Consider the following 24,382-nt stretch of genomic DNA (forward strand, 5'->3'; position numbering starts at 1 on the left):
CTTGCAGGTCACATTGACAATACTAATCATCCTCAATGTTCACAAGCAAACCTTAGCAAGACCTACAAGGTTAAAGAAAAACCTTGCAGGTCACTGAAAAAACCTTGCAGGTCCCTCTCCTTAATCATCGGCAATATTGGGTGCCAACCATCGGGTGGCCTCCTCCAAAGGCATCCCTTTCCTCGCTGCGAAGTCGGCCACTTGGTCTTCCTTTATTTTGCCCACCCCAAAATAACGAGCTTCCGGATTGCCAAAATAATACCCACTAACACTGGCAGCGGGCCACATGGCCAAACTATCCGTTAATTCAACTCCAATCTTTTCCTTTACCTTCAATAATTCCCAAATGGTCAATTTTTCCAAATGGTCAGGACAAGCCGGATAACCTGGCGCGGGCCTTATCCCAATATAGGATTCCTTGATCAGCTCCTCATTGCTAAGTCCTTCATCAGCTGCGTAACCCCAATGGTCGATCCTTACTTCCTTGTGCAAATACTCTGCAAACGCCTCGGCAAATCGGTCTGCGAGTGCCTTGACCATTATACTGTTATAATCATCCAAATTTTTACGATAACCGTCTGCCAATTCATCCGTTCCAAAACCTGTAGAAACGCAAAAACAACCAATATAATCCTGCAGACCACTTTCTTTGGGGGCAATAAAATCAGACAGCGCAAAATTAGATTTCCCTACATATTTTTTGGCCTGTTGACGCAAAGTCCTAAATATAAACTCTTCCCCTTTATGGGTAAGGACTATATCATCATCATTAATGGTATTGGCGGGAAACAATCCAAAGATGGCCTTTGCTTGGAAAAGTTTACCATCCAAAATCTTCTGCATCATTGCCTTGGCATCCGCAAAAAGCTCGGTTGCCTGTTTGCCCACCACCTCATCTTCCAGAATATCCGGGTATTTACCATGTAGTTCCCAACTTCTAAAGAAGGGGGACCAATCTATATAAGGCACCAATTCCCTTAAATCAAAATCTTCGATCATTTGAATACCCAAGGTCTTGGGCTCAACAATCGTAGCCTTTGACCAATCCAACCGATATTTATTTTTCCTAGCCTCGGCAATGGTCAAATATTCCTTGTGCTTGCCCCTGTTCAGGAATTTTTGTCTAAAATCGGCATAATCCAATTTAATACTTTCCTTATACTTATTGGACGATTCCTTTTGTAGCAGGTCGCCCACCACTGTAACTGCCCTGGAAGCATCATTTACGTGTACCACGGCACTCTTGTACTGAGGATCTATTTTAACGGCCGTATGCGCCTTACTGGTGGTTGCACCTCCGATAAGCAAGGGAACCGTAAAATTTTGTCGTTCCATTTCCTTGGCCAAAAAGACCATCTCATCCAAAGAAGGGGTAATGAGTCCGCTGAGACCTATAATGTCCACTTTTTCCTCCTTGGCTGCGTTAATAATTTTCTCTGGGGGTACCATTACTCCCAAATCTACGATCTCGTAGTTGTTACAGGCAAGAACCACACTCACAATATTTTTTCCTATATCGTGCACGTCTCCTTTTACCGTAGCCATGAGTATTTTACCGGCAGATGAGCTGCCTCCTGCCGGCTGAGGATTTTTAAGTTTTTCCTCCTCTATAAAAGGCAAGAGATAGGCCACTGCTTTTTTCATGACCCTGGCCGATTTCACCACCTGGGGCAGGAACATCTTACCACTTTGAAAAAGATCACCCACCACGTTCATACCGGTCATCAAATGCCCCTCGATCACTTCTATTGGTGCCTTCACACTTAAACGGGCCTCTTCAACATCCTCTACAACATATTGATCTATTCCCTTAACCAAGGCACGGGTAATCCTGTTTTGCAAGGGTTCTTCCCTCCAAGAAAGGTCTATCTTATTTTCTTTCTCTTTACCAATTACGGTCTCTGCAAATTCCAATAATCGCTCCGTGGCATCCTCCCTTCGGTTGAGGATTACATCCTCTACATGCTCTAAAAGATCTTTGGGGATATCATCATAGACCTCCAACATACTTGGGTTTACAATTCCCATATTCATCCCCGCCTTTATGGCATGATACAGAAATACGGAGTGCATTGCCTCCCGTACCGGATTATTTCCCCTAAAACTAAAGGAGACATTACTTACCCCACCACTAACACTACAAAAGGGTAGATTTTCCTTTACCCATGCGGTTGCCCTTATAAAATCGAGCGCGTTTAACTTGTGCTCGTCCATTCCCGTGGCTACGGGAAATATATTAAGATCAAAAATGATATCCTCTGGTGGAAACCCTACCTCATTGACCAAGATATCATAAGAACGTTTGGAAATCTCCAAGCGCCTTTCGTAATTATCGGCCTGCCCAACCTCATCAAAGGCCATAACAATGACCGCCGCACCGTAGCGCCTAATTAATTTAGCATGTTTAACAAACTCTTCCTCCCCTTCCTTGAGACTTATGGAATTCACCACACATTTCCCTTGAACTACCTGCAGACCGGCCTCAATAATATCCCATTTGGAACTATCGATCATTATAGGGACCCTGGCAATATCCGGTTCGGACACAATTAGGTTCAGGAACTTTACCATAACTTCCTTGCCATCAATAAGACCATCGTCCATATTAACATCAATAATCTGAGCCCCGCCTTCTACCTGTTCCCGAGCTATGTCCAAAGCTTCTTCAAACTTCTCCTCCTTGATCAGTCTCAAGAATTTTTTGGAACCGGCCACATTGGTACGCTCCCCAACATTTACAAAATTGCTTTCTGGGGTTATCACCAAAGGTTCCAAACCAGAGAGTTTTAAAAACCGTTTTGTACTGTGTTGTTCCTTATCTGTTGTATTGCTCATTATTCTTATATTGACCTCTTTATTAAGAACACCCAACTGTGTCCTTAAAATGGCAAATTTGATAGTTCCACATTGCCTCCTGAGAGAATGATCCCCACCTTTTTATTTTTAAACTTTTCCCTTTCCTTTAACAAAGCAGCAAAAGGCACTGCACTTGAGGGTTCTATCACCAACTTCATCCGCTCCCAAATTAATTTCATGGCACTGATAATTTCATCCTCCTCCACTCTAATGATGTCAGAGACCAATTCCATGATAATGGGAAAATTTATATCCCCTAAGTTAGTTTTAAGTCCGTCGGCAATCGTTTCCGCCGATGCGTTATACTCTATTTTCCCGCTCTTAAAGGCCCTATAGGCATCATCCACTTGCATGGGCTCCGCACCAACAACACTGCAATTGTCGCCTAAATAATGGGCGGCCAATGCCGTACCCGCTATAAGTCCACCGCCACCTACCGGGCTCAGAATATATTCCAAAGCAGGTTGGTCCTGTAAAAGTTCCAAAGCAGCCGTACCTTGCCCCACTATTACATTGAGGTCATTGGATGGATGTAAAAATACAGCTCCTTCTTCCTCTACAATGGTTGCTGCCGACTTTTCCCTGGCTTCCAAGGTAGGCTCCGTTATGGTTACCAACCCTCCATATGCTTTTACTGCCTCAATTTTAACAGTTGGGGCACTGGAAGGCATTACTACATAAGCATTTACCCCCAAATTCTTGGCTGCCAAGGCCAAGGCCTGACCAAAATTTCCTGAGGAATGGGTTACCACTCCTGCCTTTTTCTGAGCCTCGTTTAATTGTTGTATGGCATTTATTGCTCCCCGCATTTTAAAAGCGCCCATTTTTTGAAAGTTCTCACATTTAAAGAAAACCTCCGCCCCGGACAATTCATTCAACAAACGCGAGGTAAGCACCGGTGTTCTATGAACAAAGGGGGCCACCCTTTTGCCGGCTTCAAGAACAATCTGCCTGCTAGGTATCATTGATTATATACTTGTAAGGTATTTAGAATCCTAGGGGAATACTCCTTAACCACATCGGCCATTGCCTTTATATGTTCAGGGGTAGTGCCACAACATCCGCCAACTATATTTACCAAGCCTTTTTCTGCATATTCCTTAATTTGTGCGGCCATTTCCTCCGGTGTTTCGTCATATTCCCCAAAAGCATTTGGCAATCCCGCATTGGGGTGGGCAGAAACGGCATGCTCCGTTTTACTGGAAAGTACCTCCAAATGGGGTACCAACTGACTCGCCCCCAAAGCGCAATTGAATCCTACGGATAAAATGGGGATATGGCTTACGGATATTAAAAAAGCTTCAGCAGTCTGGCCGGACAAGGTCCTGCCCGAAGCATCGGTTATAGTTCCACTCACCATAATGGGAACCTCTATATTTCGTTCCTCCTTTACCTCTTCAATAGCAAATAAAGCGGCCTTGGCGTTTAAGGTATCAAATATAGTCTCCACCAATAAAATATCCACACCTCCGTCCAGGAGGGCCTCCACCTGCTGTTTATAAGCCACCCGTAATTCATCAAAAGAAACTCCTCTGAAGCCGGGATCATTTACATCTGGAGACATACTGGCCGTTTTATTGGTAGGCCCTATACTACCCGCAACAAAACGTGGCTTATTAGGTTCTTTGGCAGTAAATTCATCGGCAACAGCCTTGGCTATTCTAGCCGATTCATAATTTAATTCGTATACCAAATCTTCCATATGATAGTCCGCCATGGCAATGGTAGTGCTGGAAAAGGTATTGGTTTCAACAATATCTGCCCCGGCCGCAAAATACAGCCGATGTACCTCGGCTATAGCCTCTGGCTGGGTAAGGGACAACAAGTCATTGTTACCCTGCAAGGGATGTTCCCAATCCTTAAATCGTTCCCCCCTAAAATCTTCCTCCGTAAACTTATGCCGTTGAAGCATGGTCCCCATGGCACCGTCCAACACCAAAATCCTTTCCTTGAGTACGTCCTGAATATTCTTCATATAAATATTAAAAAAGGTATTCCCGTTATAAATCAAACCAAGATACCATCACATAAGGCCCCAAACCATTTGGGACCACAAAATTAGAAAATTGACACCCGAAAAACAAAGTATAACAACCTAGTTATCGGTATCAAAAAAATAAATAAAATCAAGTAAGGAAAAGTTTTGGACCTGCGTCTTTCTTTAAGTTATCTATTCCCAAAACAATTCTAGATACATAGAATAAAATATAGGATTAGAACGTAGCACCTTCTTTATTCTTGCCGATAGTTACCGACCGGAAAAAAGGGTTGCTAAGGCTTCACAGGGTCTAGTCCCTCCGCCTTTCTTGATAACGTTTCAAATTGATAATGAACTAGGTACAAAGTAACGCATCAGGGCCCTTAAAAGCAAGAAAACACTACTTTATTTTAAATCCCCGAAAAATTCAAATTCAGGAATATTTTGCAAAAATGAAACCTGCCAGATTTTAGGACCTGGCAGGCTAAAAAGTTAGATGAAATGGTTGTTAAGCCAAAATACTTTGAACTACTTCTTTCTTGGCCTCCTTCTTACTACCGTCAAACCCTTCTACACCACCAACAGTAGTGTATTTCATTACATAACGCTTTCCAGGATTGATCAACTGGTAAGCACTCTGACACATTACGGCAGCTTCATGGAAGCCGGACAATATTAATTTAAGTTTTCCTGGATAGGTATTTACATCCCCAATAGCGTATACTCCAGGAATATTGGTCTGATAGTCATAGGCGTTGTTAACTTTAATAGCATTTTTCTCTATCTCAAGCCCCCAATCGCCAATAGGTCCCAATTTTGGGGAAAGTCCGAATAATGGAATAAAATTATCCGCTTCCACATAGGTTTCGCCTTTGGCCTCATCATTATGTTTTACCACAACAGCTTCCAAATTATCGTCTCCGTACAATTTAACCACCTCGGCTTCGGTAAATAATTTGATCTTGCCCAACTTGGCCAAATCTGCAGCTTTTTCCACTGAATCCAAAGCCCCTCGAAACTCATTTCTTCTATGCACCAAAGAAACTTCGGCAGCCACCTCTGATAGGAATATGGCCCAATCCAAGGCAGAATCACCACCTCCGGAAATAACCACTTTCTTACCCCTATATACTTCAGGATCTTTTATAATGTAAGCTACTCCCTTGTCTTCAAAATCTGCCAAATTGGGAATCAAAGGTTTCCTAGGCTCAAATGAACCTAGTCCTCCCGCTATAACGACCACCGGAGCTTGATGTTTTGTTCCTTTATTAGTAGTTACCAAGAAAGATCCATCATCCAATTTATCCAAAGTTTCCGCTCTCTCCCCCAAGGTGAACCCAGGTTCGAAAGGCTGAATTTGTTGCATTAGATTCTTAACCAAATCTCCTGCGAGAATCTCAGGGAATGCTGGAATATCATAAATAGGCTTCTTAGGATAAATTTCCGAACATTGGCCCCCAGGTTGAGGCAAGGCATCTATTAGATGCGTCTTCAATTTTAACAATCCCGCTTCAAAAACCGTGAACAACCCTGTTGGACCCGCTCCAATTATAAGTATATCTGTCTTTATCATACTACTTTGATTAATTCCTAATTTATATTTGCACCCTTAAATCCTCAACTATTAATAGGAAGGCACTTTTCTTAATTATTTATAATACCCCCTGGGATATTTTCAATGTTTGGGCATAATTCAATACCGCTGATCTATGCTTTACAACTTCTCCGACAACAATAATAGCCGGATTGCTTAATTTTTGCCCAAGCACTATTTGTTCTATGGTGCCAATGGTACCAATGCCCAACTTCTCGTCTTGCCGAGTACCGTTTTGAATTATTGCAATGGGCATATCCACTTTGCCCTCCTTCTTAAACAGCTCAACGATTTCTGCCAATTTCCCCATCCCCATCAGTATGACAATGGTGGCATTGGATTTGGCCGCCAAAGCAACATCCGAAGACAACTTATGCTCTTTGGTAGTCCCGGTGATTACCCAAAAACTTTCCGCAGCACCTCTTTTGGTAACGGGAATGTTTTGGGAAGCAGGCACAGCAACCGAAGAAGATATTCCTGGCACCATGGCCACTTTTATACCTTTACTGGCCGCATGTTCCATTTCTTCCGCCCCTCTGCCAAAAACAAAGGGATCCCCGCCCTTTAACCTTACTACGTGCCCGTGGGTTTTGGCCCTACTTACTATAAGATCGTTTATCTGTTCCTGCTGGTAGGCGTAGCATCCTTTTCTTTTACCAACAAAAATATGTTCGGCATTGGGCGCATAATCCAATAAGGCCACGTCCACCAGGGCATCGTACAATACCACGTCTGCCGACTGCAAGGCCTTAATGGCCTTTAACGTAATCAGCTCCACATCACCCGGTCCGGCTCCCACTACGGTCAACTGTCCAAGGCCCATGGGTTCCTGATTGGATGCAGGAATTACCACTGTGGCGTCAACGTGAATATTATTTACCTTATTTATCATTGTTATGCGTTTGTCAATTCCAATTTCCGGTAAGCTTCCACACTGGCCAAGAACTCCTCTGCATCTTTTAAATAGGCTTTGGCAAAGGCCTCTGTTGGTGCGTTCTGATTTAATTGAAGCACCATTTTTTCAAATCCCTGCTCCAATTTAAATTTACCTGAAGCCACAAACAACTCATCAAAATCCTTAATGATACTGATATGGGTATTCACCTTGGTATTCTCTGCCGTCAATAAAGCTTTGGCCGTGTTTACCATAGACGAATAGGAATGATAGATGCTGGCTGCCCATTTTTCCTCTTCCAAATTCAATTTTGCCGTTTCAATCTTTTCCTCACTATCAAACAACAATGTGGCAATTAAATCGATTACAACCCCGGCACACTCCCCAATACCAATGGCTTGTTCATATTTTTCCGAGGTACCCCAATCAATAAAATCGGATGCCGTTAGGTTATCCACATCGGACAAAGGCTTTAGGAAATCATAAAAATACATTTGCCCCTTTTCCTCGTAATAGTCTACAAAAGGCTTACCCTTACCGTTGGCATCGTAATCATTTAAAATAAGTCTTAAAGATTCTGGGCCCCTCTTACTAGGTATCTTGATCACTTTATCTGCAAAGCGCCCGTTTCCATCTCCTAAATTGCCACCTCCCAAAAGCACTTGAAGTGCAGGGGCCACCAATTTATCCTTAGTTCTAACAGACATTCCCTGAAAACCGATATTGGCCATGTTGTGCTGGCCACAGGCGTTCATACAGCCACTTATTTTAATAACCACATCCGGGTTATCTATATAATGTGGGTATTCTGCCTTGATAACCCGCTCCAATTCATCGGCAATCCCTGTACTACTCGCAATACCCAAATTACAGGTATCCGTTCCAGGACAAGCAGTAATGTCCAGTGCTGTATTATAACCAACTTCGGCGAATCCTAATTTTTCCAATTCTTGATAAAAGAAGGGCACCAAGGATTCCTTAACGTAAGGAATCAATATATTTTGACGCAGGCTCAATCTAATTTCACTCGCGGCATATTTTTCCACCAAATCTGCCAATTGTCTGGCTTTTTCTATATAAAAATCCCCTAACAACACCTTTACACCAATGGCTACATAACCCTGTTGTTTTTGAGGGACCAAGTTGGTGGATTTCCATTTTTCAAATGCCTTTTGATCCTTTATAGTTACTTCTGGAGCATTATTCTCTGCAATTTTAACCTTTGGATAGGCTTCGGCATCTATTTCGTAGGTTTTAACAGGTATAGCCAATTGCTCTTCTTCCAACAATTGCTTAAATCCGTCCAAACCAATATCCTTGATCAAGAATTTCATTCTTGCCTTTGCCCTACTTTTTCTTTCCCCATAACGGTCAAAAACACGTACAACCCCTTCCATCAAAGGAATAATCTTGTCTGTAGGAAGAAAAGGGTAGATTACGTCCGCATGCCTTGGCTGCGATCCCAATCCACCTCCCAAAAGCACTTTAAAGCCTCTTACCCCATTTTCAATCTTGGCAATAAAACCAAGATCGTGCATGTATGAAAGGCCCGTATCCTCATCCGAAGCAGAAAAGGAAACTTTAAACTTCCTCCCCATCTCCTGGCTAATAGGATTTCTTAAAAAATATTGAAATAGTGCATGGGCATATGGGGAAACATCAAAAGGTTCCTTTACATCTATGCCGGCAGTCTCGCTGGCCGTTACGTTACGCACCGTATTTCCACAAGCTTCCCTGATCGTAATATCGTCCTGCTCCAACTGTGCCCATAATTCCGGTGTGCGGTTAATATCCACATAATGGATCTGAATATCCTGACGGGTGGTAATATGAAGTCGACCTGTAGAGTATTCTTCCGAAACATCACAAATCCTTCTAAGTTGTTGGGAACTAACCTTCCCATAGGGCAACTTAATACGAATCATTTGTACCCCAGGCTGTCTTTGACCATAAATTCCCCTTGCCAATCTAAGGCTACGGAATTTCTCCTCGTCCAAATTACCGCCTTGAAATTCACGGATCTTAGCTTCCAATGCTATGATGTCCTGTTCTACAACCGGGTTTTCCACTTCTGTTCTGAAAGTCCGCATGCTACTTATATTTTTTATTCAAAATGATTATTAAATTCTTTTAAGAGTTTATCCCATAGGAATAATAGGTTAAATTGACAACAACTCCATCCCCTTGAGGGGGTGGAAGGTGGGTTAATTTATAAACCCGACCCCAGCGGTTGTATTGGTCTGATTATCTATTAGGATAAAAGAGCCATTGGTTCTGTGATTCTTGAAGGAATCATAAAAAATAGGCTTATTCAATCTAAAAGTAACCTGTGCTATATCGTTCATTCCCAAAGCAGTGATAGAGGTATCTATGCCAGAGTAATCCGGATGAATCTTATGGTGAATGTTCTCCACCTTGGCCAAAACCTTATTTACACCGTGTTGCACTACATATTTACCACCCACGGTTAATTTTTGTGAATCCATCCAAGAAACCGTTGCCGTAAATTGCTTGTCGATAGTAGGCAAATCACCTGCCTTCACCAACATATCCCCCCTACTCACATTGATCTCATCCTCCAAGGTAATAGTTACCGAAGAGCGTCTGGTTGCCGTTTTATACTTCTTATCGTAAAAATATATTTCCTTGATCTTGGATCTGGTCATGGATGGCAATACCACTATTTCATCCCCAACACTTAGCTCTCCTCCATACACTTTACCGGCAAATCCTCTAAAATCGTGGAATTCATCAGTTTTGGGACGTATTACATACTGCACCGGGAATCTTGGGGTACCAACGTTATAGATATCCTTTCTATCCAATTCCTCAAAATGCTCCAACAAAGTCTGTCCTTTGTACCAAGCCATTTTTTCCGACCTGTTTACCACATTATCTCCTTTGAGCGCACTAACCGGGATAAAAGTAATTTTCTGATCCTGGTAATCTCGTTTGCTCATCAATTTCTCAAAATCGGCCTTGATTTCATTATACCTTTCTTCTGAATAATCAACCAGGTCCATTTTATTAATGGCTACGATTACATCTTTGATCCTCAATAAATTATTGATAAAAAAGTGCCTATTGGTCTGCTCTATCACCCCTTTTCTTGCATCGATCAGAATAATGGCCGCTTGGGAGGTAGAAGCACCGGTTACCATGTTACGGGTATATTCCACGTGTCCGGGAGTATCCGCTATAATGTAACTCTTGTTGGGCGTAGAGAAGTAGATATGCGCTACATCTATAGTAATCCCTTGTTCCCTTTCTGCCACCAAACCATCTGTAGCCAAGGAGAAATCCAGATAATCATATCCTTTTTGCTTTGATGTTTTTTCAATGGCTTCCAACTTATCATCGGTAAGCGATTTGGTATCGTACAGCAATCTTCCGATCAAGGTACTTTTACCGTCATCCACACTTCCTGCTGTCGCTATTTTTAGTACTTCCATTTCTTTTGTGTTTTGTATTTGGCTTCGTTTATGTTGACTAACCTGAATTAATCAACCAATTACTACTGCCGACTTTAAAAGTATCCTTGTTGTTTTCTTTTCTCCATGGCAGCTTCGGAACGTTTATCATCTATCCTAGCTCCCCTTTCGGAAATCTTGGATTCCCTAATTTCACCTACCACCTTTTCAATGGTGTCTGCATGGGACAGTACCGCGGAGGTACAACTCATATCCCCAACGGTCCTAAAACGAACCATACGCTCCTCTACTTTTTCATCCTCTGCACGGAAAACCACATCATCTTCGGCAGACCATATGAATCCGTCCCTAAGGAATACCTTTCTCTTATGGGCAAAATAGATGGATGGTATTTCAATTTGCTCTTTTTGGATATAGCTCCAAACATCCAATTCTGTCCAGTTACTAATTGGAAAAACCCTTACGTTCTGCCCCAATTCTATCTGACCATTCAACATGTCGAACAATTCCGGACGCTGGTTTTTCTCATCCCACTGACCAAAATCGTCACGAACAGAAAAGATACGTTCTTTGGCGCGCGCCTTTTCTTCATCCCTTCTTGCACCTCCAATACAGGCATCAAACTTAAATTCCTCAATGGCATCCAACAAAGTAGTAGTCTGCAACATGTTCCTACTGGAATATTTACCTGTTTCCTCTACAACTTTACCTTGATCTATGGAATCCTGCACATTACGAACAATAAGCTCCACACCCAATTCCTTGACCAATTTATCCCTAAAGGCAATGGTCTCCGGAAAATTATGCCCGGTATCTATATGCATTAAAGGGAAAGGTATTTTAGCTGGATAAAAGGCCTTCTGAGCCAATCTAACCAAAGTAATGGAATCTTTACCACCAGAAAACAGCAATACTGGTTTTTCAAATTGGGCAGCTACTTCCCTTAAAATATAAATAGCTTCGTTCTCCAAAGCATTATTGTTCAATACCTCCAATTCATTCGATTCGTTCACGCCTACTAATGTTTCCAATTCAGATTCTACAATGCTCACAATAATTCTGTATTTAATTGGCTCTCCCAAAAAAGGACTGATTCACCAATTGTTAATATTCTTTTCTTAGGTATGCAAACCACATTCCCGGTTTTCCAAAACCTTGGTGGGATCGAAATACTTATGTTCATTGGGTAAATTCCTGTCCTTGAGATAAGCATCCAATTGACTATCATTAAAGTGATAAAAAGGACTCACCTTCAACACCCCATCCCTACTTAAGCTTAAAATATCCAAAGAATCCCTTAAAGCAGTTTGCCCCTGTCTTAGATTCGTAAACCAAACATCTGGCTTATGCTCCTCCATGGCCCTTCTAAACGGTTCCAATTTTACCTGCTCCGTAAAAAGTTGATGTCTGGGATCATCAATACCAGGAATCCCCATGATAGCATCCCTGTGCGAGGAAGTTTGCTTGGGAACATATAATTTTACATTCAAATGCAATCTTGTAATTAATTCCTCGGCATGCTTATAGGTATTGGGCGTATTATAACCAGTATCGCACCAAATTACCGGAATAAGAGGGGAAACTTCCGTTACCGCATGCAAAATAGCAACTTCATATGGTCGGAAATTTGTGGTCACCACAGGCTTCTCGGCAGACTGTATGGCCCAGGAAATTATTTCCTCTGGCGGTATCCCTTTAAATTGTTGATTTAACTTATGTATTTGTTCCTCTGTATATGCCATTGTCCTCAATTCTTTTATTACATTGAATTTTACCGTCTTACTTTCCCCAATTAATCTTGTTCCAGATTCTTTCATGGAAGAAATACAACAACATCTTGGTAAACAGCTCTACCACTCCAATTGAAAATGCAACAGACAATGTCCCGGTCACGATCCAAGAAATAAGAATAGTATCCAAGGTCCCAATAATTCTCCAACTGATAGATTTAGCAATACTCCTTTTAGGATTTTCGGAAGACTTATCCGCCTTGTAACTTTTAGTTACAGTATTTGAATTATTATTTGCAATTAATTGTTCAGCAATCATATGACAAAAAACTTAAATTTATTACCCTATCGATTTAATAGAGTAAGCAAAAATAAAAATAATTTCCGGACCACAATAAAAAAATTTAGTTAAAATTCAATTTACCCTATAAATTTAGTAGATTACTAAAAATTTCTTTGAATTTTGAAGAAAATGAATGTCAATAACCAAATTATCGCCCTACACCAAAATATGGCACATCCTTAAGGCACCAAGTCGGCAAGTGTATTGTTCTTAAAGACCTCTAGGGTGCTGTCCCTTACCTGTAGCATTAATTTATGCACGGAACAGCTGGCCTCATCGGGACAATCCTCACATTTTTCGTAGAAATTTAGACTTACACAGGGCACCATTGCTATTGGCCCTTCCAACACCCTCATAACGGTGGTCATTGGAATATCTTTGGGATCCTTAATAAGGTAATAACCTCCTCCCTTTCCTTTTTTGGAACCTAGGATACCTGTTTTCCTCAAGGTAAGAAGAATACTCTCCAAAAACTTTTGGGAAATATTCTCATGTTTGGCTATTTCAGAAATCTGAACAGGGGCACGTCCTTTTTGGGACGCCAAGAAGGTAAGTGCCTTTAATCCGTATTTTGTCTTTTTGGAAAGCATGCAGCGAAGATAAGGAAAATTAACATTCGCTATTAGGCATGCCCCAATTTTACAAAAAGAGGTTTAGCAACAAGGCAAGCTCTTTTAATTTCCTTCTATCCCAGTGCTTGTTCAATATCTGCGATGATATCATCTATATGCTCCAAGCCTACCGACACACGTACCATACCATCGGTAATTCCGGAGGCCAATCTTTCCTCGACGGACAATTTACTGTGGGTTGTAGACGCCGGATGCGTAACTATACTTCTCGAATCCCCTAAATTGGCCGACAATGACAACATTTTTATAGCGTTGAAGAATTTTTGTCCGGCCTCAACCCCTCCTTTTACCTCAAATGCCACAACGCAACCCCCTGCCTTCATCTGTTTCTTGGCCACTTCATATTTAGGATGCGATTTTAAAAAGGGATATTTTACCCAATTAACCTTGGGGTTACCTTCCAGGAATTCGGCCAGCTTCAGTGCATTGTCACAATGCTTGTCTACCCGCAGTGCCAAAGTTTCCAAACTTTTGGATAGCACCCAAGCATTAAAAGGTGATAACGAAGGGCCAGTTATCCTGGAAAAGCGATACACCTTGTCTATCAATGCCTTGCTCCCCACAGTGATACCGGCCAAGACCCTTCCTTGACCATCCATTAACTTTGTTCCTGAATGGATGACCAAATCGGCCCCATACTTTATAGGCTGCTGTAAATAGGGCGAAGCAAAACAATTATCTATGATATATATCAAATTGTGCTTTTTGGCAAAATTGCCCAATACCTCCAAGTCCAAAACGTCCACGCCCGGATTGGTGGGCGTCTCTGCATAGATAATTTTAGTTTTTGGGGTGAGCAATTGCTCCAATTTATCCAGCTCATCTATCTTAAAATAGCTGGTTGACACATTCCATTTTGGAAAAAACTGAGTGAACAAACTATGGGTAGACCCAAAAATACTTCTAGAAGAAATGATGTGATCCCCACTGTCCAATAGAGCTGCAAAAGTAGAGAACACGGCCGCCATACCCGATGCAAAGGCAAAACCATCCTCGGCCCCTTCCATTTTACAAACCTTTTCAATAAACTCGGAAGAATTGGGGTTGCTATACCTTGAATATATATTACGCTCCTTTTCCTCCGCGAAGGAGGCACGCATGTCCTCCGCATCCTCGAAGATAAAGCTAGAGGTTAAATACATTGGCGTAGAGTGCTCCAAAAATTGGGTGCGTTCCGTTTGAGTGCGTATAGCTTCCGTTTCAAATTTAAAATTCTTCTTCATTATTTCTGTACTGTCTAATTCTTCTATTCTTTTTCCTACTAATTTGCATGATTCCGATGTAGAATTCGGCTATTTAACTACAATTCCCCGGTGGCCGAGCGGAGTCCAAGGCACATTCAAATTCTTTCCCTTTCAACCCTAACCGATTTAAACTACGCTCAATCTCCGAATATCAACGTTGGCTGGATTCAACCGATGCCATGTCCAAACATCCTTCTTCTCAACTATGCCCGATTTCGACTACGCTCAATCTCCGAATATCAACGGTGCCGAGCGGAGCCGGAGCCATAGAAATTTATCCTTTTTCCGCAATTCGCAATATATCCCCAAAAACACCCCTGGCCGTAACCGCAGCTCCTGCGCCCGCGCCTTGAATAACCAACGGATGCTGTCCATAGGACTCTGTATATATTTCAATGATGGAATCGGATCCTTTTATTTGTCCTAATGCGCTTTCTTTGGGCACAGAGATCAATTTTACCTCCAACTTCCCTTTTTCCTTTTGCAGGTCTCCGGACAGGTCCCCCACATAACGTAGAACGTGACCAGGCTTTTGCGCATTCTTTATCTTGCTAAACTTTTCATCCAAGATAGCCAATCGCTCCAAAAAGCCTTTTACATCCCCATCCTGCAACGACTCGGGAATTAAATTTTCTATTTGAATATCCGAAAACTCATTGCTCAGATCCAATTCCCTGGCCAAAATAAGTAGCTTCCTGCCCACATCGTTACCGGAAAGGTCTTCGCGTGGGTCCGGTTCGGTATACCCCAAGTCCATCGCTTCCCGTAAAATTTCCGAGAACAAGGCATCCTTTTCCGAAAAGGTATTGAAAATATAGCTTAAGGAACCCGAAAACACCCCTTTTATTCTGGTAATGTTCTCTCCAGAAAGATGCAACAATTTAATGGTATCTATCAAAGGTAATCCTGCACCTACATTGGTTTCATATAAGTATTGCTTTTGATGCTTGGCAAGTTCCTCCCTAAGCAATTGGTAATAATCGAACCGTAGTGTATTGGCAATCTTATTGGAGGACACCAAATCAAATCCATTATCTACAAAATCAAAATAGGAGGCCACAAATTCTTCATTGGCAGTATTGTCTACCGCAATAAGGTTCTCCAAATGATTGTCCTTGGCATATTTAAATATATCTTCCAATTTGTAGGGTATAGCCTTGGTTTCCATGGCGCTTTTCCAATTTTTGGAAATACCATTTTTATTCAAAAGAACCTTTTTAGAATTGGCAACCGCAAATACATTGATATGGATTCCTTTCCTTTTTTCGATGGTCTTATTGGATTTAAGAATTTGATCAATCAGGGTTCCACCAACGTTTCCATGTCCAAAAATGGCCAAATTTACCTTTTTGCTTATCCCAAATATCTGCCCGTGCACTACATTCAATGCCTTGTGCAAATCTGATTTCTTTACCACCAAACTCACATTTTTTCCCGAAACGGTATTGTTGAACAACAAAGGAACCACCTGGTTTTTAATGAGTGCATTGAATGGCTTGTGAAAAGTACTCAAGTCCTGTCCCACAATGGAAATAACAGATACTTGATCTATAACCGTAATATTGTTTATATCCTGTAGTTTGAAATCGGTTTGAAATTCCTCTTCCAAGGAAGTTTTGGCCAAATTGGCATTTTTGGCGTCGACCACCAAACCAATCCCCCTTTCCGATGACCCTTGGGAAATAATACTAACACTTATATTGTTATTACCCATTGTCCTAAAGATACGGGCATCTACCCCTACCTTGCCCAACAAACCGCGACCTTCCAAATTGATCAACGCCATATTTTCAATAACGGACAAGGATTTTATACCCTCCTTGCTGGTCTTGGCACTGATCAAGGTACCCTCATTGTCATTGTTAAAGGTATTTAGGATCCGCAACGGAATATTCTTTTCTATTAATGGAATAATAGTCTTGGCATGTAAGATATTGGTTCCAAAATTTGCCAGCTCATTGGCTTCGCTATAGGAAAGTTCCGAGATTCTTTTGGCCTCTGGAACCAAATCCGGGTTGGCCGTAAAGATCCCATCCACATGGGTGTAGTTCTGCAATTCTTCCGCATTGAGGTAATTGGCCAACAAGGCAGCGGAATAATTACTCCCATTTCTACCCAAGGTAGTTGTTTCATTCTGCTCATTGGAGGCAATAAAACCAGTAGTGACCACTACAGCATCCATTTCCAATTTCCCAAACTCGCTTTTTACATTTTCCTTGGACAAGGTCTCCAATACCTTGGCATCGCCAAAGTTGGAATCTGTTTTAATAAGTTGTCTCGAATCGATGAATTTTGCATTGACCCCTTTTCCAATAAGCAATTTGGTCACCAATTTGGCGGAAAGCAACTCTCCAAAAGCCAACACCTGGTCTTTTATTTTAGGGCTATAATCCCCCAATAAAGCTACCCCTTCGAACAATTTCACCAATCCTCGGAAGTCTTCGGAAAGATTTACATTGCCATAGGTGTGCTTTTGATATTTTTCAAACTCTTCAAAATCCTTTACATAGTCCAACCCCTTGGCAGCTTTGTCCAAGATAGCCTCCAATTCGTCCGTAGCCTTGTTTCTAGCCGAAACAACTACTGCAATATTTTCACCAACGGCAACCTTATCCGTTATTATCTGAAGTACGGTATCCAATCCCTCTCCATTGGCCAATGACTTGCCTCCGAATTTCAGGACCTTCACTTTTTTAGATCTTCCATTACGCTCAAAAACCCCCTTTAAAAGCTCCTCCATTTGATTGAACTCTATTAAAAAGGCATCATGCCCGTGTAGGGAATGAATTTCCCCGTAGGTTACATTGCTATTTGCCTGGGCCAATTTTTTAAAGGTATCCTTGTTTTCCTGGGCCGTAAAAAAAAGGTCGGAATCTACCCCAATAATATGGATATTGGTATCGCTATTCTGCAAATTAATAAATGCCTCTTCCCCATTTCTATTGATATCAATGGTCTTCAGCAATTGATTCATTAGTTTGTAGGCAGACAATTGAAAACGTTCCTGTAATTTTTTACCATGGTGTGTTAACCAACTCTCTACATTAAAGACTTTCAGCTCCTCATTGGTGCTTCTTTTAAAACGCTCCTTAAAGGATTCCGGTGTCCTATAGCAGAGCATGGCATGCATACGGGCATCGTGTACGGGCTGCTTGGAGTTCACCAAAAACTGTTCCTGAATCTGGCAATTGGCAATAAGCCAGTCCGTAGACTTCCAATCGGATGCTACCGGAATAAGATGTTCCGTTAAATGAGGATCAATAGCAGCCATTTCCCAGGCGATACCCCCTCCTAAAGAACCACCTATAAGCGCATATAACTTACTTATTTTTAAGGCCTCCAGCCCAAGAAGAAAAATCTTGGCAATGTCCTTGGCAACAAAATCCTTATAATTATCTATTACAAACCCATCATACCCATTTCCGGGTATATTGAAACATAGAATGGTGTACTTCTTGGTGTCAATACATTTTCCCTCTCCGATCAAGGTTGTCCACCAGCCATTTTCGCCCGCCACATTGGAATTACCCGTTAGGGCATGGTTTACCAATATGATAGGTGCGGAATGCAATGGTTGGCCAAAGATCTCATAGGACAGATTAATATCCAAGGTCTTACCGCTATAGGTTATGTATTTATTTATTGAAAGATGATGTAACATAAGTTGTTTGTACTAGTAATTGACTTTAAAGCACATTGTCATAAATTATAAAATGACAAGGGAGTGCGAAAATATTTAATATATTAATGGCTGCACTCCCGTATCACTTTACCAATGCCTACAAAAGGATATTAAATATTTATTATGCCAAAACAGATTTATCAATGACTGAAAATGCCTGCACCAAATCCGCTTTTATATCTTCAATATCCTCCAACCCTACACATAGACGTATAAGATCTTTTGTTACGCCGGTAGTTTGCTGGGCTTCATCATCCAATTGTTGGTGCGTTGTGCTCGCCGGGTGAATAATCAAGGACTTGGTATCCCCAATATTTGCCAACAAGGAAAATAGCTTGGTTTCATCAACCACCTTTTTCGCCGATTCGTATCCGCCTTTAACCCCAAAGGTCACTATTCCACTTTGTCCTTTTGGAAGGTATTTCTTGGCCAAGGCATAATAGGGACTGGATGAAAGACCAGGATAATTTACCCATGCCACTTCCTTTCTACCCTCCAACCATTTGGCCAATTCCAAGGCATTTTCGCTATGTTTCCTTATACGAAGTTCCAAGGTTTCCAAACCTTGAATAATTTGAAAGGCATTAAACGGACTCAAGGCAGCGCCTAGGTCCCTTAAACCTTCGATCCTTACTTTTGCAATAAATGCTGCCGCTCCCAAAACATCGTGATATACCAAACCGTGGTAACCTGGAGATGGTTCGGTAAATTCAGGGAATTTTCCACTGCTCCAATCAAAAGTTCCGGCATCAATTATGACTCCCCCCATGGCCGTACCATTGCCATTGATATATTTTGTAAGTGAATGTATTACGATGTTTGCCCCATGCTCAATAGGTTTTATCAAAGCACTTGTAGCAACCGTATTATCTACAATAAAGGGTATTTTTGCTTTTTTGGCCACCTCGGATATTGCCTTCAAATCCAGTACGTCCAATTTCGGATTCCCAAGGGATTCCACGAAAATGGCTCTTGTATTGTCCTGTATGGCATTGGCAAAATTCTCCTCGTCCCCTGGTTCAACAAAGGTGGTGGTTATCCCTAATCTTGGCAAAGTCACCGCCAACAAATTATAGGTGCCGCCATAAAGGCTACTGGAAGCCACAATATGATCGCCCGTTTTAAGTAAAACCAATAAGGCGGTAGAAATGGCTGCGGTCCCGGATGCGGTAACCACACTGGCAATACCACCTTCCAAGGCTGCCAAACGCTGCTCCAAAATGTCATTGGTAGGATTGTTCAGCCTAGTGTAAATAAAGCCAGGTTCCGATAAATTAAAAAGATTGGCCGCATGGTCCGTATTATTAAATACATAGGCGGTATTCTGATAAATAGGTACCGCTCTGGTGCCAGCTGTTAATTTTGTGTCATGTCCGGCATGCAAAGCGTTTGTTGAAAATTTTTGAGTACTCATGATTTCTTGTTTTTTTATATTATTAAAATAGATAAAATAAAAAGCCAAAACAAATAATGCGGACAATGCAATATTATAAAATCAAAAAGTTAAAAAGAAAATCCGTTACAGAAGTAACCGTTAGTGTTATCTGCCATGGATACTGTAAAACAAGCCTTAATAATTTGGCCCAGTATTTAGGTAGAATTTAGCACCTTCTTTAATAATTGATCAAAGGGTTGCTAAGGCTTCAAAGGGTCTATTCCCTCCACCTTTCTTGATAACAATTCAATAAGTGTTTGAACTTTAGGTTTGCAAATATAGGTATGGAAAATTCTATTTTCCTAATCTTTTCAATAAAATTATAAACCGAAGGCTTCTTTTACCATATCAACGGCATCCAATTTCTCCCAAGTAAATAATTCCACTTCCTTTTCTACCCGTCCGTTGTAAGGCGATTCAAAAATCTTGGTTATTTTTTTAGGTTCTTTACCCATATGTCCATAAGCCGCAGTTTCCAAATAAATGGGATTCCTAAGTTTTAATCTGTCTTCTATGGAAAAAGGACGCATATCGAACAATTCGGATACTTTCTTGGCAATCTCGCCATCACTCAAAGCTACTTTAGCGGAACCATAGGTATCCACAAAAATAGAAGTAGGCTCCACAACACCTATAGCGTAACTAACCTGAACCAAAATTTCATCGGCTACCCCGGCAGCGACAAGATTTTTGGCTGCATGCCGTGCGGCATAGGCAGCACTTCGGTCTACTTTACTAGGGTCTTTGCCACTAAAAGCACCACCACCATGGGCTCCCTTGCCACCATAAGTATCCACGATAATCTTTCTTCCGGTTAAACCGGTATCGCCGTGGGGTCCCCCAATTACAAATTTCCCTGTTGGGTTAATATGGTATTTAATAGTATCATTAAAAAGCTTCTGTATTGCCACTGGCAATTGTTCCTTAACCCTTGGTATAAGAATTGAAATAATATCCTTCTTAATTTTGGCCAACATCACCTCGTCATCCTTATCAAATTCATCATGCTGCGTAGAAACAACAATAGTATCTATACGTTGGGGAACATTATCGTCGGAATACTCTATAGTTACTTGCGCCTTGGCATCTGGTCTTAGATAAGAAATTGCATCTCCTACCCTCCTCAAATCTGCCAAAACCTGCAATATTTTATGGGAAATATCCAAGGCCAAAGGCATGTAGTTTTCCGTTTCCTTGGTGGCATAACCGAACATCATACCTTGATCGCCTGCCCCCTGATCTTCTTTTGCTCCACGATCTACCCCTTGGTTAATCTCTTTGGACTGCTCATGAATCAATGAAATAACACCACAGGAATCTCCACTAAACTTATAATCACCATTGGTATACCCAATTTTATTGATAACATCCCTCGCTATTTGTTGCACATCAAGATAGGTATGGCTTTTAACTTCCCCTGCCAACACGACCTGACCAGTGGTCACCAAGGTTTCGCAAGCCACCTTACTTTCCGAGTCAAAAGCCAAAAAATGATCCAATAACGCATCACTAATCTGATCTGCTATTTTATCTGGATGTCCTTCACTAACCGATTCCGAAGTAAATAAATATGCCATAAATCCTTTCTAAATAAAAATTAATAGGAATTTGACCAAGCATACTAGAGAAGAGTGGATGTTACAGTTCCCATGGAACAGAACAACGTAAACTGCTTTAGCATTTATTTATGCCGAAACTAATTCAGCACATGAGGTTGCAATCAGTCAAATCCTTCCTCGATATTTTTTCGCGTACAAAAGTACAAGAATTCTTGACGTAACTAAAAATGTTTAACAACAAATTTAATATTGACCCTAAAAATCTACAAATCGTATTTTACCGTAAACAGGATATACCTGGGTTGAATGAAATAAGCAGAGGTCGTAAAAAATAATTCGTTGGTGCTATCTCTATTCAAGGTATCCGTATCAAGCAGGTTGGTACCCTTAATCCCAAATTCCCACGGACTGTCCTTTTTCTGGTAACTGAGGTTTCCTTCCAAAAAACTATAAGTATTATCAATGGTATTATCTTTATCCATATACTTATAGTAATCATAATCCAATGTAAAAATGAAGCTTTTTAGAAAGTTGGCATCCAACTTGGCGTAGGGCTGGTTCGTATAAAAGGTAGTAGTCCTCCCTCCATTATCATAATTATTTATAGCATACCTATAACCTAGCTCTAGGTTTGGGGCATTTCTAAAATTGGTTGCCAGGGAAGAAGTATAGTTCTGGGTAAAGGATTCTGATTTTCTGGGCTCCAAATCAATAATATTATTGGTGGCAGACCAGGAAACATTTGCCCCTACGGAAGCTTTTATTTTACCAAAAGTCCGTTGATACCTACCATTGGCACTTAAGGATTCGTCTTCCAAATTTGAATTTATGGTAGTACCAATCCTGTTTATCCCAATGATTTCCGAAAAACTTTTAAGCGCGTCTATTCGTTTGGTATAGGTAACATTCCCAAAAATATTGGTGAAATTAAACATATTAAAACTGAAGAAGTTCAATGACAGGTTATGGTTCAAAGCACTCTCCAAATCCCTGTTACCAGAATAGACGGAGTTGTAGTTATTGAGCACATAGGCCTCTGCGAAGCTATTTACATCCGTAAATGATCTTGATACCCTATAATTAAATCGAATATTTTCTGATTTTTTAAGTTGTGCATTTATATACAAATCCGGCAACAAAGCGGTTAAATTATCCTCAACGGTAGTTCCCAGCTGTTCATTTTTAGTACTATATTGATGTAAGGTAACACCTGGATTAAAGGTAAATATCCCTGCTATTACCTTATAATGAAAACCCAAATACAAATCTGAAACAGTATAAGTTACATCGTTATTGAACTCGCTGTCTGTAAATACCAATGGTGCCCCTCCGTCCAATATTTGAAAAATGCCGGAATTAAAATTCTGATGACTCTGTGTAGTGCCCAGGGTAAAATTTAAATTACTCTTTTGGCCGGTTACCCAATAATAATCCAATTTTGCATCCACTTTATTGGTTATGGTATTTTTTCCCTGATTAAGGTTATAGATACTCTGATCTTCATCTACCGGAAAAATATCAATAAAGGCAAAATTATCCCTAATAGCATTGTAAAATGGATCCTCATCCTGATAAATATGCTGGGCTTCAAATGCAAAAATATTCTTTGAATTTAGAGTGGTATAATAGATATTGGCATTTTGATTTACGGAAATAGGCTTTTGCTTCTTGGTTTCCGTAATTTCATCGGTAATCGTGGAAACTGAAATAACATTCTCAATTTCATCATCATCAGACTGTTTCAAGAGTATGTCGTAATCAAATTGAAACCTGTCATTAGGCTTGTACATGGAACTAAATTTTGCCAATCCCAAATGAGCGGTTTGATCTGTAGAGGTAGTGGCATCCTCCGTTTCGTTGGAGGAGATGTAAACCCTTCTCGTTTGGTTTTCCATTAAGGTGCCGGTATAGGAATAAATACCAAATCCGCTCAAATCCCAATTTTCCTTGGGGGAATAACTAAAATTCACAGCAGCAAACTTAGTATCAATGTTTTTTGCCCTATTGTTCTGTAGACTTGATAATCCCAGGCCATCACCCCCAATATTTATGGAACTTCCACTTGAACTGCCAAGATTTCTGAACCCACCGGTAAAATTCTGGTAATCCCTTCTGTTAAAAGGGGCTTCACCAATATTATTAAGATCGGTAATAATATTTATACTGTAATCCGGACTGTAGTAAAATAGTTTTGGATGGGCTAAATAACTATCATTGGTACCAAAGCCGGCCGTTACTTCTCCGAACCAAAATCTCTTCTTCCCTTCCTTTAGCTTAATATTAAGTGCCACATTGTCCGTGTCATTGGTTAGCCCCTTCATTTGGGTTACCTCATTAAAATTCCTCAGCACCTCTATTTTATCCAAGGCATTGGCCGGAATATTTTCTGCCGCCAGCTTGGAATCCCCGTCAAAGAAATCCTTGCCCTCTACCATTACTTTGGTCACTTGTTTCCCCTCTACCTCTATCTGCCCATCATCATTTATTTCTACCCCAGGTAGGTTGGCCAGCACATCCTTAAGCTTCTTTTCCGTACCCGTAACAAAAGAATCCGTATTATACACTATGGTGTCGCCCTTAACCGAAATGGGCATCTCGTAGGTAACCTCCACCTCGTCCAATTGATTGGTTTGCTCATAAAGAACAATGTCTTTGTTAACATCATTGGTAGGTGCCGTAAAAGAAAATTCTTCCGTTTTAAAACCCAAATAGCTAACGCGAACATTAAAATTTGCCCCCGCTTTTAAATTTAATTTATAGAGTCCACTATGGTTTGTTATACCATATGATTCCAACGCCTTGGTTTCTGTATTTATGGCAATGACATTCGCCATATCAACTCCTACTCCTGTAGAATCCTTTACTGTTCCCGTTAGGGTAATTTCCTGACCAAAAGCTGTAGTAAAAGCAAAAATAGCTACTAGTACGGAATAAACATTCTTATTGTACATCTATAAAAAATTAAAACACCTAAACTATGGTTTATGACTAAAAAAAGTAAAA

Annotated in this window: 16 protein-coding genes and 2 riboswitches; all 16 genes read right to left on the reverse strand. The window is 40.9% G+C overall.

The features are described 5' to 3' along the window. Positions 1 to 120: 120 nt before the first annotated feature. The 16 genes from metH to B9Y87_RS13665 all read right to left on the reverse strand — a co-directional run bounded on the left by metH (position 121) and on the right by B9Y87_RS13665 (position 24,330). Complete coding sequence (gene metH, locus B9Y87_RS13590; RefSeq protein ID WP_085499616.1) at positions 121 to 2,835, reverse strand: methionine synthase; 2,715 nt, start codon at positions 2,833 to 2,835, stop codon at positions 121 to 123. Positions 2,836 to 2,879: 44 nt separating this feature from the next. Beyond that, entirely contained in the window at positions 2,880 to 3,821 is a 942-nt protein-coding gene (locus B9Y87_RS13595) for a pyridoxal-phosphate dependent enzyme (protein WP_085499511.1), read from the reverse strand. Next, positions 3,818 to 4,831: a homocysteine S-methyltransferase family protein gene (locus tag B9Y87_RS13600; protein WP_085499512.1), complete on the reverse strand. Its 1,014-nt coding sequence runs from the start codon at positions 4,829 to 4,831 to the stop codon at positions 3,818 to 3,820. Before B9Y87_RS13600 ends, B9Y87_RS13595 begins: the two co-directional genes overlap by 4 nt. A 188-nt stretch (positions 4,832 to 5,019) precedes the next feature. Further along, positions 5,020 to 5,172: riboswitch (SAM riboswitch) on the reverse strand. Positions 5,173 to 5,342: 170 nt separating this feature from the next. Then, complete coding sequence (locus tag B9Y87_RS13605; protein WP_085499513.1) at positions 5,343 to 6,407, reverse strand: NAD(P)/FAD-dependent oxidoreductase; 1,065 nt, start codon at positions 6,405 to 6,407, stop codon at positions 5,343 to 5,345. A gap of 79 nt (positions 6,408 to 6,486) precedes the next feature. Beyond that, on the reverse strand, positions 6,487 to 7,251 hold the full coding sequence (cobA, locus tag B9Y87_RS13610) for a uroporphyrinogen-III C-methyltransferase (protein ID WP_085499617.1): 765 nt from the start codon (positions 7,249 to 7,251) through the stop codon (positions 6,487 to 6,489). Positions 7,252 to 7,322: 71 nt separating this feature from the next. Beyond that, positions 7,323 to 9,413 carry a HEPN domain-containing protein gene (locus B9Y87_RS13615; RefSeq protein ID WP_085499514.1) on the reverse strand — a complete coding sequence of 697 codons (2,091 nt, stop codon included), beginning with the start codon at positions 9,411 to 9,413 and terminating at the stop codon, positions 7,323 to 7,325. A 114-nt stretch (positions 9,414 to 9,527) separates the two neighbouring features. After that, a complete protein-coding gene (locus B9Y87_RS13620) occupies positions 9,528 to 10,775 on the reverse strand; it encodes a sulfate adenylyltransferase subunit 1 (protein ID WP_085499515.1) in 1,248 nt (415 codons plus the stop codon). 74 nt (positions 10,776 to 10,849) lie between these two features. After that, entirely contained in the window at positions 10,850 to 11,749 is a 900-nt protein-coding gene (gene cysD, locus B9Y87_RS13625; protein WP_139827240.1) for a sulfate adenylyltransferase subunit CysD, read from the reverse strand. Positions 11,750 to 11,872: 123 nt separating this feature from the next. Then, entirely contained in the window at positions 11,873 to 12,496 is a 624-nt protein-coding gene (locus B9Y87_RS13630; protein WP_085499619.1) for a phosphoadenosine phosphosulfate reductase domain-containing protein, read from the reverse strand. 37 nt (positions 12,497 to 12,533) lie between these two features. Continuing rightward, positions 12,534 to 12,803: a DUF2061 domain-containing protein gene (locus tag B9Y87_RS13635; protein WP_072865416.1), complete on the reverse strand. Its 270-nt coding sequence runs from the start codon at positions 12,801 to 12,803 to the stop codon at positions 12,534 to 12,536. Positions 12,804 to 13,006: 203 nt separating this feature from the next. Beyond that, positions 13,007 to 13,417, reverse strand: a complete 411-nt coding sequence (locus B9Y87_RS13640) for an RrF2 family transcriptional regulator (protein WP_085499516.1) — start codon at positions 13,415 to 13,417, stop codon at positions 13,007 to 13,009. A 95-nt stretch (positions 13,418 to 13,512) separates the two neighbouring features. Continuing rightward, positions 13,513 to 14,682 carry a trans-sulfuration enzyme family protein gene (locus B9Y87_RS13645; protein WP_085499517.1) on the reverse strand — a complete coding sequence of 390 codons (1,170 nt, stop codon included), beginning with the start codon at positions 14,680 to 14,682 and terminating at the stop codon, positions 13,513 to 13,515. A gap of 295 nt (positions 14,683 to 14,977) precedes the next feature. Next, positions 14,978 to 18,364 (reverse strand): bifunctional aspartate kinase/homoserine dehydrogenase I, encoded by a 3,387-nt coding sequence (gene thrA, locus B9Y87_RS13650; protein ID WP_085499518.1) that lies wholly within the window; start codon positions 18,362 to 18,364, stop codon positions 14,978 to 14,980. 142 nt (positions 18,365 to 18,506) lie between these two features. Continuing rightward, on the reverse strand, positions 18,507 to 19,799 hold the full coding sequence (locus B9Y87_RS13655; protein ID WP_085499620.1) for an O-acetylhomoserine aminocarboxypropyltransferase/cysteine synthase family protein: 1,293 nt from the start codon (positions 19,797 to 19,799) through the stop codon (positions 18,507 to 18,509). Between the two features lie 157 nt (positions 19,800 to 19,956). Next, positions 19,957 to 20,065, reverse strand: a riboswitch (SAM riboswitch). Positions 20,066 to 20,140: 75 nt separating this feature from the next. Continuing rightward, positions 20,141 to 21,397 carry a methionine adenosyltransferase gene (gene metK, locus B9Y87_RS13660; RefSeq protein ID WP_085499519.1) on the reverse strand — a complete coding sequence of 419 codons (1,257 nt, stop codon included), beginning with the start codon at positions 21,395 to 21,397 and terminating at the stop codon, positions 20,141 to 20,143. A 245-nt stretch (positions 21,398 to 21,642) separates the two neighbouring features. Continuing rightward, positions 21,643 to 24,330 (reverse strand): carboxypeptidase regulatory-like domain-containing protein, encoded by a 2,688-nt coding sequence (locus tag B9Y87_RS13665; RefSeq protein ID WP_085499520.1) that lies wholly within the window; start codon positions 24,328 to 24,330, stop codon positions 21,643 to 21,645. Positions 24,331 to 24,382: the final 52 nt, after the last annotated feature.

The sequence above is a fragment of the Arenibacter troitsensis genome (genome assembly GCF_900177645.1).
Lineage (GTDB): Bacteria > Bacteroidota > Bacteroidia > Flavobacteriales > Flavobacteriaceae > Arenibacter > Arenibacter troitsensis.